Origin of the sequence: Cryobacterium sp. Y62 (genome assembly GCF_002929785.1) — a bacterium.
Lineage (GTDB): Bacteria > Actinomycetota > Actinomycetes > Actinomycetales > Microbacteriaceae > Cryobacterium.
Map to the genome: position 1 here is coordinate 20,224 of NZ_PJJK01000085.1, position 16,112 is coordinate 36,335.

At 61.4% G+C, this 16,112-nt stretch carries 16 protein-coding genes and 1 pseudogene; 6 read left to right on the plus strand and 11 right to left on the minus strand.

The annotated features are described in order from the left end of the window. Positions 1-113: 113 nt before the first annotated feature. From CXY71_RS04200 to CXY71_RS04210, 3 genes are all read right to left on the minus strand, one after another. Positions 114-827 (minus strand): GAF and ANTAR domain-containing protein, encoded by a 714-nt coding sequence (locus CXY71_RS04200; RefSeq protein ID WP_104134430.1) that lies wholly within the window; start codon positions 825-827, stop codon positions 114-116. Positions 828-986: 159 nt separating this feature from the next. Next, positions 987-2,081 (minus strand): SDR family oxidoreductase, encoded by a 1,095-nt coding sequence (locus CXY71_RS04205; RefSeq protein WP_104134431.1) that lies wholly within the window; start codon positions 2,079-2,081, stop codon positions 987-989. A gap of 149 nt (positions 2,082-2,230) precedes the next feature. Next, positions 2,231-3,145, minus strand: a complete 915-nt coding sequence (locus CXY71_RS04210) for a DUF808 domain-containing protein (RefSeq protein ID WP_104134447.1) — start codon at positions 3,143-3,145, stop codon at positions 2,231-2,233. 439 nt (positions 3,146-3,584) lie between these two features. On the opposite strand from CXY71_RS04210, the gene CXY71_RS04215 reads away from it, so the two are divergent. The 5 genes from CXY71_RS04215 to CXY71_RS04235 all read left to right on the plus strand — a co-directional run bounded on the left by CXY71_RS04215 (position 3,585) and on the right by CXY71_RS04235 (position 7,559). Next, positions 3,585-4,121 (plus strand): hypothetical protein, encoded by a 537-nt coding sequence (locus CXY71_RS04215; protein ID WP_104134432.1) that lies wholly within the window; start codon positions 3,585-3,587, stop codon positions 4,119-4,121. A gap of 84 nt (positions 4,122-4,205) precedes the next feature. Continuing rightward, a complete protein-coding gene (locus tag CXY71_RS04220; protein ID WP_104134433.1) occupies positions 4,206-4,880 on the plus strand; it encodes a response regulator transcription factor in 675 nt (224 codons plus the stop codon). Beyond that, positions 4,877-5,884, plus strand: a complete 1,008-nt coding sequence (locus CXY71_RS04225) for a sensor histidine kinase KdpD (RefSeq protein ID WP_104134434.1) — start codon at positions 4,877-4,879, stop codon at positions 5,882-5,884. The genes CXY71_RS04220 and CXY71_RS04225 overlap by 4 nt, the downstream gene beginning before the upstream one ends. A gap of 142 nt (positions 5,885-6,026) precedes the next feature. After that, positions 6,027-6,830, plus strand: a complete 804-nt coding sequence (locus CXY71_RS04230) for a hypothetical protein (RefSeq protein WP_199184205.1) — start codon at positions 6,027-6,029, stop codon at positions 6,828-6,830. 75 nt (positions 6,831-6,905) lie between these two features. Then, the gene (locus tag CXY71_RS04235) at positions 6,906-7,559 is read left to right on the plus strand and encodes a DedA family protein (RefSeq protein ID WP_233204390.1); all 654 of its coding nucleotides are present in this window, start codon (positions 6,906-6,908) and stop codon (positions 7,557-7,559) included. Between the two features lie 416 nt (positions 7,560-7,975). On the opposite strand, the gene CXY71_RS04240 is transcribed toward CXY71_RS04235, so the two are convergent. The 8 genes from CXY71_RS04240 to CXY71_RS04280 form a co-directional block, all read right to left on the minus strand. Then, positions 7,976-9,454 carry a multicopper oxidase family protein gene (locus CXY71_RS04240; protein ID WP_368665853.1) on the minus strand — a complete coding sequence of 493 codons (1,479 nt, stop codon included), beginning with the start codon at positions 9,452-9,454 and terminating at the stop codon, positions 7,976-7,978. Positions 9,455-9,941: 487 nt separating this feature from the next. After that, the gene (locus CXY71_RS04250; RefSeq protein ID WP_104134438.1) at positions 9,942-10,907 is read right to left on the minus strand and encodes a F510_1955 family glycosylhydrolase; all 966 of its coding nucleotides are present in this window, start codon (positions 10,905-10,907) and stop codon (positions 9,942-9,944) included. Next, entirely contained in the window at positions 10,900-11,676 is a 777-nt protein-coding gene (locus tag CXY71_RS04255; RefSeq protein ID WP_104134439.1) for a M23 family metallopeptidase, read from the minus strand. Before CXY71_RS04255 ends, CXY71_RS04250 begins: the two co-directional genes overlap by 8 nt. Beyond that, positions 11,669-12,379 carry a M23 family metallopeptidase gene (locus CXY71_RS04260; RefSeq protein WP_146072746.1) on the minus strand — a complete coding sequence of 237 codons (711 nt, stop codon included), beginning with the start codon at positions 12,377-12,379 and terminating at the stop codon, positions 11,669-11,671. The genes CXY71_RS04255 and CXY71_RS04260 overlap by 8 nt, the downstream gene beginning before the upstream one ends. Positions 12,380-12,662: 283 nt before the next feature. Then, positions 12,663-13,112, minus strand: coding sequence for a DUF305 domain-containing protein (locus tag CXY71_RS04265; protein ID WP_368665854.1), 450 nt, complete (start codon positions 13,110-13,112; stop codon positions 12,663-12,665). Between the two features lie 238 nt (positions 13,113-13,350). Further along, entirely contained in the window at positions 13,351-13,593 is a 243-nt protein-coding gene (locus CXY71_RS20570; protein WP_146071605.1) for a hypothetical protein, read from the minus strand. A gap of 352 nt (positions 13,594-13,945) precedes the next feature. Then, the gene (locus tag CXY71_RS04275) at positions 13,946-15,274 is read right to left on the minus strand and encodes an MFS transporter (protein WP_368665855.1); all 1,329 of its coding nucleotides are present in this window, start codon (positions 15,272-15,274) and stop codon (positions 13,946-13,948) included. Continuing rightward, positions 15,192-15,584: a metalloregulator ArsR/SmtB family transcription factor gene (locus CXY71_RS04280; RefSeq protein ID WP_199184206.1), complete on the minus strand. Its 393-nt coding sequence runs from the start codon at positions 15,582-15,584 to the stop codon at positions 15,192-15,194. The genes CXY71_RS04275 and CXY71_RS04280 overlap by 83 nt, the downstream gene beginning before the upstream one ends. 233 nt (positions 15,585-15,817) lie before the next feature. On the opposite strand from CXY71_RS04280, the pseudogene CXY71_RS21785 reads away from it, so the two are divergent. Next, positions 15,818-15,969, plus strand: a pseudogene (locus CXY71_RS21785) (IS3 family transposase); the annotation flags it as partial. Positions 15,970-16,112 lie beyond the last annotated feature (143 nt).

Below are 16,112 nucleotides of genomic sequence, written 5' to 3' on the forward strand. Positions count from 1 at the left end.
GCCCCGCGTAGCGGCATACCGCCAATTCCACGCCGCCGGTGCTCGATCGCGCACTAGCCGACGGGCTCGCCGTCCTCGCCCTCTTCAACTCTGCCGGTCTCATGCCAGGCGCTCTAGATCATCACGACGTTGTTGATCACGTTTTCGGCGCTTTGGCGCATAGGCTCCTGGTGTGCACGGGCGTGCTCACGGAGGCGTTTGAAAGCGTCATCCATATTGATGTTATTGCGTGCGGCGATGACGCCTTTGGCCTGCTCGATAAAAACCCGGCTTGTGAGTGCATGCTGCAGTTGAGCATTCACCGTGGCGTTTTTTCGAGCCGAGCGTTCGTGAAGGAGGCTAACGGTCGCGACATCGGCCAGCGCCTGACCAATTACCGCGTCCTCAGTACTCAAGGTGCCCTTTCGTTCTCGAAACAGATTCAGCGCTCCGATGGTATTGGGGCGTAACCGCATGGGAATGGCATGCACGGATTGGAAACCCTGCGACAGCGCTGCCGCCTGAAAATCGGGGTATCGGTGTCCGTCCGTCGCAATATTGCTCAGCGTGACGACCTCACCGGATCGATAGGCATCAACGCAGGGACCTGCTCCGGCCCGGTGTTGCAGTACCTCGACAAGATGGCTCTCCTCGCTCGTGGCGGCAATGACCTGAAGGTTACCGTTCGAGTCAGCCAGAAGAAGACCCGCCGCGGTAGCGTCGAGCAACACCACACATTGATCGACCAGAGTGCGCAAAAGATCGATGGCGTCGTATTCTCCGACCAAAGTGTCAGCCAGTTCAACAAATGCTCCGCTTACCAGCGCGGCGCGTGTCACGTTCGTCATAGCAGTCATTTTGGACTCCAACCCGCAGTTATCAACGTCCCAGACCCGAATCTCAGTGATTTGGTAGGTCGTTCGGTGGCCGGTACCACCACTAGTGGCGGGCCGCAGATCGCGCGGCGAAGGCCGCATCGATCGAGCGATATATTCCCCGCTAGGTGGTCAGTCTGCTGTGTCAGGTATGAGCTTTTCTGCACGGTAGCGGTCGAAAAGAGACGTGAATGAGTCAATCGTGCGATGGTGTGGGGTGAAGCCAGCGAGACGGCTCTTGGTGATGTCGGTGAAGACTTCGATCTTGCGGCCGAGGTCCGCGTCGGTGTGCCACCAGGACGCGATGCGCCCCAGGTCTGACTCTACGAGGCCGTGCGTGGCGGCGAGCTCGGCCCAGACCGACTCCATGCCGGCCATCTGCACCTCAAGGGGTCGCGGCTCATCGATGTAACCTTCCGGCTCGACGCCGAAGTATGCGGCGATCTTTGGCCACATCGCTCGCCAACGAAAGATATCGCCGTTGACCACGTTGAATGCTTCGTTGGCGCCGGCATCCGTTGTCGCGGCCCACACCATCTGCTCGGCGAGGATGGTCGCGTCGGTCATGTCGGTGACGCTGTTCCACTGCGTCTCGCTGCCGGGGAAAACGAAGGGAATGCCGAGGTGTCTGCACAGGGATGCCTGCGCAGCGAGGGTGAGACCCATGTTCATGAGGTTACCGACCGCGTGGCCGATCACGGTGTGTGAACGGTGCACTGACCAAGTGAATCCTTGGCGAGCGGATGCCGCGAACAGCTCGTCTTCCTGCGCGTAGTAGAAATTCGCAACGTCGAGGCGCGGTTCGTCTTCGTGGAAGGGGGTGTCGGGCATATTGCCCTGCCCGTAGGCTTCGAACGGACCGAGGTAATGCTTCAGTCCGGTGACTAGGGCGACATGGCCAACCGGGGCGTGGGCGAGTGCAGCGAGGAGGTCGCGGACCATGGCGGCATTCACCTCGATGTTGAGTTCTTCGGTCTCCTGACGGGACCACGCGGTGAAGAAGACCTGCTCGGGGTTCTCATCGGCCAGTGCTCGCATCAGGTCGGCGCCGGAGCGGAGGTCTGCCTGGATCCAGCGGACGCCGGGTAGGTCACGGCCGCTGCGGCGGGCGAGGGCGAGCACGTGCCAGCCCTCGGCAGCCAACTGGTCAACGACGGCAGATCCGGTGATGCCGGAAGCTCCGACGACGAGGGCGGTGCGGTTGCGTGGTTCGGGTGACGTAATCATTACTCGGTGCAACCTCGTGGGGTGTGAGGTATTCCTTGCCGCCGAGGCGGGTAGCGGGACCAGTAGGCCGAATTAGCCACGATCTCAACTATGAGTAGATGTACCTGCGTCGCGAACCGGGTAGTGCGGTCACCACGCCTGCGCGCCAGCTAGACATTTGGCGCTGAGTGTTCCTCCGCGATGGCGTCTGGCCGGTCCCGCTTAAGCAGACCCGATACTCCGAAAGCAATCCCGATGATGATTAGGCCAAGAATGAGGCCGAACACAGCCGACATCGCGGTGTCGGATACCCAGACGACGACGGGTCCGGCAGATTCGACGGCATCCGTCGCCGCGTGCAAAACGTCGTAGGGGCCGTGCCAGAAAGTTTCGGCCAGGTTGGCGATCACGAGGTGGCCGCCGACCCACAGCATGGCGACCGTGCCGATGATGCCGATCACGCGGAACACGGCCGGCATTGCGGCCACAATGCGTGCGCCGGTGCGTCTTACCCGCCGTGCGGGGTTTTTCATTAGCGACAGGCCTACATCGTCAATCTTGACCAGCAGCGCGACGGCGCCATAGACGAGCACCGTCATGCCGAGACCGATCACCACCAACGCGCCGAGCGTCATCCAGAGCCCAAAATCGGGGTCGAGGCTTGCCAGCGCGATCAGCATGATCTCTGTGCTGAGGATGAGGTCGGTGCGAATGGCGCCGAAGATGAGCTTGCCCTCATCTCGCGATTCGGTCTCCTCGGTGCCGTGATGCGCGCCGAACCATTCGGTGACTTTCTCCGCACCTTCGAAGCACAAGTAGGTGCCGCCGAGAATGAGCAGCCACGGCAACACCCACGGCGCGAAGGCTGACAGGAGCAATGCGAGCGGAATGATGATGACGAACTTGTTAAACAGACTACCGAGTGAAATGCGCCAGACGACGTGCAGCTCGCGCGCCGGCGACAGCCCCTGAACATACTGCGGGGTGACGGCCGCATCGTCAATGACGACGCCGGCGGTCTTGGCGCTCGCCTTGAGTGCGGCGGTGAGTATGTCATCGACGACGGCGAGCAAACCGACTGACATCTGGTTCTCCTCTTGTGTTTCGTCATCCTCCGGACGGGCGACGGCAATGATGTCCACAGTACCTTGGGGACATTGGGCGTGACGGGGCGTAGAGCAGGCATCTTGCGATTCCGCTTGTCGAGTGTTGAGGTGCCTCCGCGCACCTCAGACCGTTGTCCGTTGTGGGCGAAGTCCCAACTGGCTTCGTGAGCTAACGCATCGTCGGCGGTAATGGCGGTAATGGGTTCGGGCGTCAGAATGCCCGCGATTGGCCGCGAGGTTTTCCGACCCCCGCCCGATGCCACAACGGATGCAGGCGCGATCCAGGCTCGATGGGCCTCTTCCGACCCGATGCGGCGGAGGCTTCGGTCCCCAGGAGCGCCATCGACGTGGCAAAGGTGCCACATTACTTCGGCCCCACCCGAATTGGGCGAACAGCCCGCAGGCGTTAGCGGATGCGATGGTGAAAATCAGCCTCGGGACCCCGACGCCGATCCTGTACGGTAGGCCGCTGACCGAGCGCACGCACGCGACTGACTATGCGAAGCCGACTGGTGAGTTGGGGCCGGTATTGGTCATACTCGACCACTCCAAGCTACCCGCCGGCACGCTCAACGACTTCCAGAGTTGGAACCAGGGCACCGCCGGAGCAAGCCCGACCACTTCGGCGGGCAACCTCTTCCATGCACTAGTGCTGCGACCGACCGGCACCGCGGGTGAGCTCACTGTCATCGACACCAGCTCCGAGCTGGAGGTGCCGACACCGACCGTGGACACCGGTGAGGTCGAAACCTATTCCGTGCCAGCAGTGACAGTTCAAAAGGATGACGTGATCGGCTTCTACGACCAGGGCGTTCCGTTGGACACCGATGTCCCCGCCAATGGCGACACCTTGAGCACCCCAGCGAGCGGCGATTCGACCATGGCCACCAACGTAGGTCCGGCCAAGGACAGCACGGTCAAGCTCGGTGCTTCTGGCTATCGGTGGCGCTGGTGAATGCGGCCTGGTGGCTTTCACTGTCACACTGGAGCGAACGTCGATCCGGCCTGCATGCTGGACCCGCCTACGGAGGAACCGCGGATGCCCGCTGAGAGTACGGCTCGTGCCCGACTGCTGCTGATCGAGGACGATGCCAAGCTCGGCCCGATGATCCGGGACGTGCTCACGGAAACCTACAATGTCACGCTGGTTACAGACGGTGCGGTTGGTCTGGCAGTCGGCCTCGTTGGTGAATTCGAGGTGATGGTGATCGACCGGCGCCTGCCTGGGCTGGACGGGCTGGGAGTAGTTGAAGCCCTCCGCCGCAAATTGGTCACTACCCCCATCCTGCTTCTGACGGCCCTGGGAACCACCGGCGATAAAGTGGCCGGGCTCGATATCGGCGCCAACGATTACCTGGTCAAGCCGTTCGAATTCGAGGAGCTCTTCGCGCGGCTGCGAGCCATTCGTCGGGTTTTCACCGGGGAGGGTCGCACGGTGCTGGTCGGTGGGTGGGAGTACTACCCGGACAGTCGCACGATCTATTCCCCGTATGACGGGCGTATCCTGCTGACGGTCAAGGAGAACGAACTGCTCAAAATGTTAACGGATGCCCCGCAACGTACGTTCTCCCGCCAGCAGATCCTGCGAACCGTTTTCAGCGCTGCGGACACCGCCGGAACGGTGGATACCTACGTGCACTACCTTCGGCGCAAGACCGACACCGACATTGTCCTCACCGTGCGCGGTGAGGGCTACCGTCTGGGACAACCATGACCCGCCGAAAAATTCCCGTCATCGACAGCGACACCCTCGCCATCCGTCGGGCCTCCCGTCTTGTCGGTACGCGAATCGCAATCGCGTGTGCTGCGGTCGTGGCTGTGGTCGTCGTGGCCGTGTTCGTCTACATCCTGTCCGAGATCTCGCCCGGTGAATTGTTTGAACCAGTGCCGGACACTGACAACCTGCAGGTCAGCGCCGTCAAGCTGCTGCGCGCTGCCGCAGTTTTGGGTGTGGCCTTGATCGTTCTCGCAGGGGTGTTGAGCTGGCTGGTCACCCGCCGCGCTGTGCAACCCCTCGGCGACGTGCTGCGCATCCAACGAGCCTTTGTCGCCGACGCGAGCCATGAACTGCGCACCCCGCTCGCGGTACTCGATGCCCGCCTGCAAATCCTGCAACGCACACTTTCCGCCGATGACCCGTCGGCCTCGGTCGTCGCGGAGCTCCGCAGCGACGCGAAAGACCTAATCCACATCGTCAACGACCTGCTCGAATCGGCCGAAGTCGGTGGCGCAGCCGTGCATGACACGGTCGTGGTCGATCTGATCGCTGCCGTTGACGCCGCCGTGCAGTCGATGGCACTCATTGCCGTCGACAAACACGTCAACATCGAACTGGATGCTCCGCAGCTCGCGTCGGTGCGGGTGCCAGCAATCAGCATCACCCGATGCGTAGTCGCCCTGCTGGATAACGCTGTGCGTTTCGCGCCGTACGACTCGGCCATCACTGTGAGCGTGGCCGTGACCAAGAAGACTGTGGCGGTCACCGTGCGCGATCGAGGTCCAGGCATCCACGGCATCGACCCTGCCCGAATTTTCGGTCGGTTCGCCCACTCCGCCCCGCCGGATGCCGACGGCGATGAGTCCCGCACCGGGTTTGGAATTGGCTTGTCCCTGGTGCGCGAAATTGTTGTGCGTTACGGCGGATCCGTGCACGTCGTCGATAGCACTGCCGCGGGCACAGCAATCTGCCTGACCGTTCCGCGGGCAAAGCCCGCCTGATCTATGCCGTGACCAACGAAAGTCGTTCGTCGAACAAAAGAATGCGAATTCCTAGATCCCTGGCGGCCATTGTTGGTTTCTGTGAGAAGTCTTAGACGCCGCCGTGTTCGCTAGTGCTACCGCCCCATTCCAGGAGGAACACTTGTCCACGACCTCAACGCTCTTCTCGACCGTTTCGCCCGTACGGCATATCCTGACCAAGGTGCCCGAGGTGACTCTCATCTTTTGGGTGATCAAGGTACTCGCGACCACTGTGGGGGAGACCGCCGCCGACTTCCTCAACGTCGACCTCGGCCTGGGTCTCTCGATCACTTCGGTGATCATGGCGGTCCTGCTCATTGTCGCCCTGATCGTGCAGTTCAGACTGCACAAATACACTCCGGCCGTCTATTGGCTGGCGGTGGTGCTCATCAGCGTCGTAGGTACTCTGATCACCGATAACCTCACCGACAGCCTCGGCGTGCCTCTGTGGGTCACGACGGTTGTCTTCGCCATCGCACTGGCCGCAACCTTCACCGTCTGGGCCAGCTCGGAGAAGACTCTCTCCATCCACTCGATCTTCACGGCCCGACGGGAGACGTTCTACTGGCTAGCAGTGTTGTTCACATTCGCCCTTGGCACCGCGGCGGGCGACCTCGTAGCTGAGGGACTGAACCTGGGCTTCCTCGTAGCACTGCTCGTCTTCGCTGCCGCCATCGCGCTGGTCACCGTGGCGTACTTCGTCTTCCACCTCAACGCTGTACTCGCCTTCTGGATCGCCTACATCCTGACCCGTCCGCTGGGCGCATCCACCGGTGATCTGCTCTCCCAGTCCGTCGGCGACGGCGGTCTGGGACTTGGGACCACTGGAACCAGCGTGCTGTTCCTGGCCGTGATCCTCATCCTGGTGATCGTACTCATCCGCCGCGCACACACCACGACCGCCCAACTGACGGCCACCATATAACCCCACCCGCGTGCCGTAGAGGATGCCCGGCCCGTCTTCAGAAAACTCAGAGAAAGCCCTTGCAGCATGAATACTATGACCGTCACCGCACTGCCCACCTCCGGTTTTCTGGATCCGCAGTCAGTGATCGCCAGCGCCGGCGGCTGGGGCCTCGTCGTCGTGTGCGTGATCGTGTTCGTGGAGACGGGCCTGCTCGTCGGATTCTTCCTCCCCGGTGATACCCTGCTGTTCTTCACCGGCGTTCTCACGCTCAGCGGGGTGATCAGCCAGCCGCTCTGGATTGTCATCCCGACGATTGCAGTCTCGGCCGCGCTGGGCGACCAGCTCGGCTATATCATCGGGCGCACGACGGGCCGGCGCATTTTCGACCACCGCGACTCCGGCCTGTTCAGCCGCAGAAGCGTAATACGAACGCAGGGGTTTTATGATCGTTTCGGACCGGCGGCCGTCACGATCGCCCGCTTCGTGCCCGTTGTGCGCACCTTTGCTCCCGTCGCGGCCGGCGTGGGCAAAATGCCGCGGCGCCTATTCACGATGTTCAACATCGCCGGCGCGGTGCTGTGGGCGACCGAGGTAGTGCTCCTGGGGTTTGGGTTGGCTCATATTCCGGGCGTCGCCGACTTCGCCGCACATTACATCGACCTCGTACTGATCTGCATCGTCGTGCTCTCCGTGCTGCCCGTCGTGATCAGAGCCGTTGTTTCTCGCCGCCAGAATTCTCGGGCGTGACCATCGGTGGGCTATTCGGCCACGCCGACCGTCGTGAGGTATGGGGCGTCTCATCGTGGTCCCATCGGCGACGTCGCCCCCCTGACCGAATCAGGCGATGCCGTTGGCGTCGCCTGCACAGCGCCAAACGGCGTGCAAGCTTTCGAAATAGATGCCGAGGATCTGGTTGTACAGGACCCGATGCTTCCGGAACTGCCCGAGGAGGGATGGACGTGCGGCGACGCATCCATTAGAGCAATAACAACGTGCCGGTGCACCGATCTGCAGTCGTATCCCTTCACCGAGAATTTTGCTCCGGAGAACCCAGTCACAGGGTGACGACGTCGTGCTCTGCCCTGTGGATGCATAGTTGGTTCCGTGGACGCCTATTGGTGTTAGTGCAGCCGTGCGGCGAGCCCGAGACCCTGATGATGTGTTCACAGCGCTTGAAGAATGCCCATCATTCCGGCATCTTCATGGTCGAGAATATGGCAGTGGTAGACGGTTCGTCCCCTAAAACCGTCGAACGCGATCCGAACGCGCACGCTGCTGAGCGACGGTATATTGACGACGTCCTGCCAGATCGCTGATTCGACTGGTCGGCCATCCTGTTCAATGATTTGCATTGGCCAGACGTGCAGGTGCAGTGGGTGGTCGAGGGTGCTGGTGTTAGTGAGCGTCCACTCTTCGACGCTCTCGAATTGTACGGTGGTGTCGATGCGGGTGGCATCAAATGCCTGGTCGTTTATCGTGGCGGACATCATGCCGCTGCTCATGCCGCCACCCATTCCCATAGCGAAAACCAACTCGCGGCGAGCGGTGATGGTCGCCGAGCGGAGGTCGTTCGATGCAGGCTGGTCGGGTACCGCGGCCAATTTGACGCTGCGGGCCGCGACCACTGCGAACGTAGCCAACGCAATATCGACAGAGGTAGCCGTGCTGCCACTCATCATTCCGCCGCCCATCATGCCGTTGGATGCGCCGCGGTCGTAGGGGAGAGCTCGAAGCGTGGACGTGCCGACGCGACCGGTCACCAAAAGGTCGGCACGATTGCCAGGGGCCAAGACGATTTCGTCAACATCGCGGGGAGATTCGAACCGGCCGGAGTCGATGCCGAGGAGGGTGAGTTGTTGCCCGTCGAGTCGAAGCCGCAGATAGCGGGAGGTGCACGCGTTGACGAGCCGCCAGCGTTCACGCTCGCCTGCGCCAGCGCTCAATGCGGGGGAGAGTTGCCCGTTGACTAGAACGAGCTCACCCTCGCGACCCGACATTTTCTGCATCGCCGTGGCGGTTGGAATGGTACCGGTCGAATCGAGGGTGATGTCGGAAATGACCAGCACGCGCTCCCGGGTGGCGGCAATCTCCTCAGGGTCTTCCACGATGATGGCGCCATAGAGGCCCCCGAACACTTGGTCGGCGACATAGCCGTGGTGGTGTGGGTGATACCAATACACACCCGGCGGGTGGTTGGTAGGTAGTTTGTACTGGTAATCGAATGAAGCGCCAGCTTCAATCATGACGAACATGTTGTCGCCATTATTCTCCGGCGAGACGTGGAGGCCGTGCACGTGCAGGTTACTCGGATCTGCCAGACCATTGCGAAGGCTGACGTTGAGTGTATCTCCAGCTCGAACGCGCAAAGTGGGGCCGGGCACGCCACTGTTGTAACTGAGCGCACGCACGTCACGGCCAGCAATGCTGACCTTCTGAGACGACGACTCCAAGGACACAGTCAGGACGCCGCCCGAACTGCGCAGCTCATCGGGCTGAACAAGGGCGACACCAGGCGCGTCTTCCGACGCTGCGCGCCTCCCCTTTTTTTGATTTACGACGAAGGCGGTCCCGCCGATGGCTACCCCGCCAACTCCTACGCCGCCAAGAATGAGAGCGTTTCGGCGACTAATATCAACCATCATCGTCCTTCGCCGAGCACCCGTATCTGTTCGCGGTACTGCTCTGCCGTCAGCTCCCCGCGGGCAAATCGCTCATCGAGCATCTTCCGCGCGCTGGTTAGATCAGGCGGCGCTGAGGGGGACGGTGACGAAGGACCACGCTCCCCGTTTTTTGTTGATAAGCGAATGATGACGTATACGAGAATTGCGATGCCGACCATTGCTAGCAGTCCGAATCCCCAGGACCATCCCATAGTTCCGTTGTCCCACATCATGATGCGATACCTTTCACTACTTTGAATAGCTTCTATTATACCCTTAGGGGTATTTTTCCCGTTGGAAGTCTGCCGTACACATTCAGATCGGATTGTTGCCCGGCGCCTAGGCCGGTACGTTAGCGCGCGTAGGAAAAAGGTTGAAGGAAGCGTGGCAGCGCTGGGTACGGTGCCGCTGCCGGTGCTGATGAAGCGAACGTCGGTCGGATGGCCTATGTCCTCCGGTCATCCGGTCGCTATTTGGACAGCGATACCAGAGCGGTCCAGGAACTCCCGAAGTCGTTGCTGGCGGCGATGCCGGTGGCATCCGCGACGAGGATCCAGGGCGAGGATCCGCCGACGACGGTGAACGCTTCCGGGGCGCGTCCGGTCGTTCCGGTTTGCGTCCACGTCTCGGCGACCTGACGCCAGATTCCGCCGCTGGGATCCAGACCGACCAATCTTCCGCCTGCGTTTGTGTCGACGGCGTCCAGCAGGAGCAGCGCCGGTGCACCGGTCAATGCAGTGAACGTGCGGCCCGCGTCGGTGCTCACCATGACGCCTGCGGCGGTCGTTGCGTAGAGCCGATCGGCTTGTACCGGATCCGCGCTCAGGTCGCGCAGGGTGAGAACCGCTCCTGCTGTCCAGGTGAGGCCGGAATCGTCACTGACGGAAATGGCGCCGGCACCCGCGTCGTACCCGTAGACGCGGAGGGTGCCGTCGTCGAGGGGGACAGCATCCAGATCGTGAAAATCGGTCTTGCCTGCCAGCGACAGTGCCGTCCAGGTGGACGCACCGTCCGTGCTGGAGATAAGTCCCAGGTTGGGCAGTGCCAGGTCGCTGGGTTCGGCCGGATCGGGATGACCAGACGCTAATAACTGACCGGGCGCAGCCACAGTAAAACCCATTGTGTCCTGCGCCCGGCCGGCGATCTGTAGCGGCTGGGTCGTGTTCGCTCGCGGCGCTCCGGTCAGATAGGTGTCGGGCAGCATGCCGGTGGGAATGCGCCACACGCCCTGGTGGGTTGCCGCGTAGGTCTCTCCAGTGAGGGGATCGGCGCCGAGGCCATGCACGTGCTCGAAAGGGTTCGCCGCCGAGTCAATGCTGGGCGATACTGTCGCCGAACCCGAATCGTTGGCGGAACAACCCGTGAGAATTATCAGGCCAACGAGCGGGAATGACAGTGCAATGATTCGGCGCCGTGACCGGTTGAATCTAACCAAGAGTGACTCCTCGCGCGCTCATGAAGGGTTGTGGATTGATGCGGGCACCATCGACTCGCGTTTCAAAGTGCAGGTGACAACAGCCGTCGGACGCACCCGTTGTCCCCACAAGAGCGATGGTGGCGCCCGTGGAAACCTGTTGCCCGGCGCTGACGAGCAGTGAGCCGTTGTGTGCGTAACCGGTTGGGGTATCATCCCCGTGGTCGATGAGGACCCAGTTGCCGTAGGATCCAAGCCAGCCGGCGTAGCTGACTGTTCCAGCGGATGCTGCGGACACGTTCTGACCGCAGCCCACGGCGATGTCGGTTCCATAGTGGAACGCACCGACCCCGGCCACTGGTTTGTAGGACCGAGCCCAATACGCTGAACTAATCCAGCCTGATAAACCCTGTGCGTTGGGCCTGCTGCTGCCGCCTGCAGGCCTGCTCAATGCTGCGGCTGCCGAAGCTGCAGCCGCAGCAGCGTCGGCCCGGTACCGCAAATCTGTCGCTCGCAAGGTCGCATCGTCGAATGCGTTTTGCGCGGCCTCGTAGGTGGCCGCACGACGAGATGCTTCCGCACGCGCGGCATCCACTTCGGCGTTGAGGCCTGTGATCAGCTCAGTCAACTCCGTGACCTGCGCTTGTTTACCCGCTTCGGATGACCGAGCGGTTTTCACATTAGACCAGCTCGGGTACTCCGCCGCGCCGGCCGGCGCCGCGATTCCGAGGAGCGACAACACCGTCACCACTACTAGAGCGACCCGTGCGCGAGTTCTGCGCCTAGTCAAGAGAGACCCCCCGGTTTTTCATGAATCCTTCCGCATCGATGCGTTCACCATCGATACGTGCTTCAAAATGCACATGGCAGCCGCTGGATGCACCGGTCGTTCCGACTATCGCGATGATTTCTCCGGCCACGACCAGCTGACCGGAGTCGACGAGGAGCTGACTGTTGTGGGCATATCCCGTCTCGACGCCGTTGCCGTGGTCGATGAGAATCCAGTTGCCATAGGAGCCCTGATAGCCAGAGGTGACAACTTTGCCTCCGGTCGCCGCGAAGACGGGTTGGCCGCAGGGTGCGGCTATGTCGGTTCCATTGTGGAAGTCGCCGACACCATCAACGGGTTTGTTCGGGCGAGAACCGAAGGGGCTCGATATCCGGCCCAGAACTGGTAGAGCCCAGCCTTGATCGCTGAGCTGGCCCGGACTCAGGCTGGCCCATTCGCCGTTGCTGGCGACTTCGGTGTAGGAGGCCGGTTCGGGTGCTTCCGTGATGGTATATCCGTCGCGTTCGATGAGAACGGATGCCGTTATTTTTGCCGTGACGCTTTGCAGATCATTCGTCTGGTCGGCGCTGGTAGCTGTGGCTTGCGCTGGTTCCGTGTTGACCACAAGCGCGGGCAGAGACGTGCTGATTGCGAAGAGTGCGATCATGGCCATGGCGCTTCCGGCCGCAGCGCGCTGGCGCAACGGGATGGGTCGGGGGGCCACAGTCTTGGCGGGTGGCGCAAGTTTCGAAGGGCCGGATCGGCGCGTACGCAGCCTGCCCTCCAATGCGCGCGCATCGCGTCGTGACAGTTGCGCAATAGCGCCGGAGATGTGAGGCGCTGTGGCGACGTGACCGGTGTTATCCACGGGGCATCATCCCGGGATTACGCATCAGATGAAAATTTTGACCACGATACATGAATATGTCCTTGCCGGTGATTCAGAAAACGAACGGTGGGTTCCAAGGGCGGGTCATCCAGAGGAGAACCCGCCCGGACGTGCCGCTCTAGAGCGAGGCGAGGAGCTCGGCCATGGCGGCAATTTCGGCCGTCTGCGTCTTGACGATGTCGGCGGCCATCGCCTGCGCCTCCGCATTCTCACCATCATCAAGTTCGAGCTGAGCCATCGCGACAGCGCCTTCATGGTGCACTGTCATCTGTTCGAGGAATAAGGTGCTGGCCTCTACTCGCGAGGCATCCTGCAGCGCCATCATGTCGTCGTCGGACATCATCCCGTCAGCACCACCGCCCATACCGGACATACCCGGCATGCCGTTTTCATCCTCGCCCCACGCTGTCAACCAGTCTTTGAGCTGCGTGATCTCCGGTTCCTGAGCGACCTTGATCTCCGTCGCGAGGTCGATCACGCTTTCATTAATACTGTCCTTCGCAAGGAGGTCATCGCTCATTTGAACTGCTTGTTCGTGATGGGGGATCATCATTTGCGCAAAGGTCACGTCGCCAGAATTGAACGTCGCTGTGGCTTGGCTAGCCGAGGGGCTTGTTGAGTCGCTGGCCGGGCTGCCGCCTGCGCATGAGCTGAGAGTGAGAGCTGCCGCCAGGGTCACAGCGGCATAAAAGAAGGTTCGTGGTTTGAGCATCGTTTGTCCATTCGTCGTTAAGTAGTAAAAACCGAGTGGCCGCGGGCACGGCAGGATTCCGAGGCCACGTGCTGGCTCGGAACTACATCACGGTCTAAACGCGACAGATGGAGAGAAGGGTGAGGCTGGGTCGCTGAACCGGCAGAGCGCTGGTGCGCCAGGAGTTCAGGATGATGCCGCCGGCATCGAGCAAGCGTCGATACGTGGCCGGGAGCTGAGTCAGGAAAACCAGGACGACGAGAGTGAGGAGCAGAACGCAGGTCATTGCCAGCAGAGCGCAATCAAGCATCCCGTCCAGGCTCCCTGACGAAATCGCCGCTACGACGGGAGTAGCCATGACAGCAGCCATACCCATTCCCGAAGATTGCTGCTCAGCGACACTTGATGCAGTAAGGGCCGGTGTATGCATGGCATGCCCGGTAGCCTCGGAATGAATTGCGAAAACGGCAAAGAGTAACGCGGTTAGAGCAAGCAGGGAAACGAAAGGCGACACAGAGACGGGCGCAACCAGCCATCGTACCGCGCGCTCCCTCGTCATCTCACCTACTTGTCTACCTTCAGCCCACGAATGAACTGCCACTGTCTTCCCTCGCAGAATACCCCACGGCGGGCGGGGAATCCTGAATGCCAGTTTGACGGGAGCAAAAACCACGGTGCGTCACGACATGTTCTGTGACCAGTTCGGGCGGTCAAGACAGCTTTCTCTCCGACAGCGCTCGTTGATTCACCTCTGCGAGAGGTGTCGTCTGAGTCGTCCAGGCTCGAACCGCAATGATCCCAGAGATTATCCCTATACCGGCCAGTACAGCGGCAGTAGGCACCAGCCCGAGCAGGGCGCCGAGTATTCCGGCCAGAGGGTAGGTCACGATGAAGCAGGCATGAGAGAGCGAGAATTGTGCAGTAAAGACGGCCGGCCGATTAGTCTCGTCCGACGAGCGGCGCAATAGTCGTGCCGATGGCGTCAGGATGAGCGCAGTCGCGGCGCCCATCACGAACCAGATCACCAAGAGACCAGACCAAGTCAGGGTTGTCGCCGGCGCGCAGACAACACCGGCGAGGGCGAGAAGTCCGACCGGCAGCACCGCACAGCCGAGAAGCATGACGTTTCGGTCGGCAAAACGTTCGAATACCCGCGGCAGCGCGAGCGCGACGAGCATAGACCCGAATCCGTAGCAGGCCAGGGCGAGTGCAAAGTCGGACTGCGCGCGGCCGAAATGGCTTTGCACGAGCACGACAGTGTTGACAATGACCATGCTGGTTGAGGTAGCGACGACCATGTTCATGGCCAGCAAGGCGCGCAATTCCGGTGTGCGAAAGAAGACCCGTGCGCCGCGGGTGAGTCGCTCCCAGAATGGTGTCGGAGGGGAGGCGTGGTGCGCCGGCAGGGTAGCCGTGAATACGAGTAGGGCGGAGCCAACGAATCCGACGACCGTGCCTACGAAGAGGGAGTGGTAGCTGATCACGGTCAAGAGGGCTGCAGCGAGGATGGGGCTCAGGAGTGATTCGAGGTCGTAAGCCAACCGGGATAACGACAGAGCCTTGGTGTAGTCACTCTCGTTTGGAAGCACGGCCGGTAGCAGAGCTTGGAATGCGGGGGTGAACGCGGCCGAGGCGGCTTGTAGTGCGAAGATGAGCACGTAGATCTGCCAGGCTTCTGTGACAAACGGCAGCGAGAGTGCGACGATCGCGCGCAGCACATCCGCGGACACCAGCAGGGTCTTTCGCGGCACGTGCGTCGTCAGCGCAGAGATCACTGGGGCGACGCCGACATAGGCGAGCATTTTGATCGTCAGTGCGACGCCGAGCACGATGCCGGCGTCGCCGCCGGCGAGGTTGAACGCGAGCAGACCCAAAGCCACGGTGAGCATTCCTGTACCGATCAACGCCACGATCTGCGCGCTGAACAATCGCCGATACGTTCGGTTGCGCAGAACCTCAAGCATGAGCACCCACATCGTGAGTGTCAGCTGCCCGCTCAAGCGGATGCCGGTGGTGCGCCGGTGTGCCGTCGGCAGCATGCTCAGCCTGAAAAATAGCGTCCGCGACGAGCTGGCGGGCATGCTCATTGGCCAGACGGTAGAACACCCGTGTGCCCTCGCGGCGGGTCGCCACGAGGTGCCCGAGCCGCAGTTTCGCGAGGTGCTGGGAGACGGCAGCTTGAGACTTATCGACCGTCTTGGCGAGCTGGTTTACCGAGAGCTCAGTGTCTCGCAGAGCCAGAATGATGCGAATTCGCGTGGCGTCGGCGAGCATCGCAAAGACCTCGACGGCCAGCTCGACGTACTCTCCATCAGAATCAAGCGTGCACATCTTCTTATCTGCATTCATACGCAGATTATTGCACATGCGTTCAGCGATGCGATAGAGGCGCGGAACCGGGTGAGATCAGCCATCCCACTTGCGGGCGAGACGCAGATGACCAGCTATGGCGTTAGTCGGCGGGCTCGTCGCGGCGCGTGCCAGCGTTCTTGAGTAGGCCAGAGCGTACTTCGTGTGGGAGCAGCGGTAGTGGGCAAGGACGAACACACGGATTCCAAAAATCTAAGCCCGTCAATCGAATTTCGGTGGTGAAGATGTGCATATGGTTGGCTGTGGTTACGTCCGGTTTTACCATTGGGAAACACGGCCGCAGTCAGCGACCTCGGCGCGCGGGTGGGCGTTGATCGCCCGTGTTCAGCATTTCTTCGACGAGTCCGACGGCACCTACGACTACAGTTTCGTTCTGCCGCCCGAATAGGACACTGCGCCACGTCTTGCGAAGGGTATTCACATTAAATTGGGACTGCACGACCAAGATTCAGCCGTGCAGGCCCGACGACGGGCGGCTCTAGATGATCTAGTTGTTACTGGTGGATC

Bases quoted from the DNA above. Each gene is read 5' to 3' on its own strand.
- CXY71_RS04200 (WP_104134430.1), bottom strand. From the start codon at position 827: ATGACGAACGTGACACGCGCCGCGCTGGTAAGCGGAGCATTTGTTGAA.
- CXY71_RS04205 (WP_104134431.1), bottom strand. From the start codon at position 2,081: ATGATTACGTCACCCGAACCACGCAACCGCACCGCCCTCGTCGTCGGA.
- CXY71_RS04210 (WP_104134447.1), bottom strand. From the start codon at position 3,145: ATGTCAGTCGGTTTGCTCGCCGTCGTCGATGACATACTCACCGCCGCA.
- CXY71_RS04215 (WP_104134432.1), top strand. From the start codon at position 3,585: ATGGTGAAAATCAGCCTCGGGACCCCGACGCCGATCCTGTACGGTAGG.
- CXY71_RS04220 (WP_104134433.1), top strand. From the start codon at position 4,206: ATGCCCGCTGAGAGTACGGCTCGTGCCCGACTGCTGCTGATCGAGGAC.
- CXY71_RS04225 (WP_104134434.1), top strand. From the start codon at position 4,877: ATGACCCGCCGAAAAATTCCCGTCATCGACAGCGACACCCTCGCCATC.
- CXY71_RS04235 (WP_233204390.1), top strand. From the start codon at position 6,906: ATGACCGTCACCGCACTGCCCACCTCCGGTTTTCTGGATCCGCAGTCA.
- CXY71_RS04240 (WP_368665853.1), bottom strand. From the start codon at position 9,454: ATGATGGTTGATATTAGTCGCCGAAACGCTCTCATTCTTGGCGGCGTA.
- CXY71_RS20570 (WP_146071605.1), bottom strand. From the start codon at position 13,593: ATGGCTACTCCCGTCGTAGCGGCGATTTCGTCAGGGAGCCTGGACGGG.
- CXY71_RS04275 (WP_368665855.1), bottom strand. From the start codon at position 15,274: ATGCTGCCGACGGCACACCGGCGCACCACCGGCATCCGCTTGAGCGGG.
- CXY71_RS04280 (WP_199184206.1), bottom strand. From the start codon at position 15,584: ATGAATGCAGATAAGAAGATGTGCACGCTTGATTCTGATGGAGAGTAC.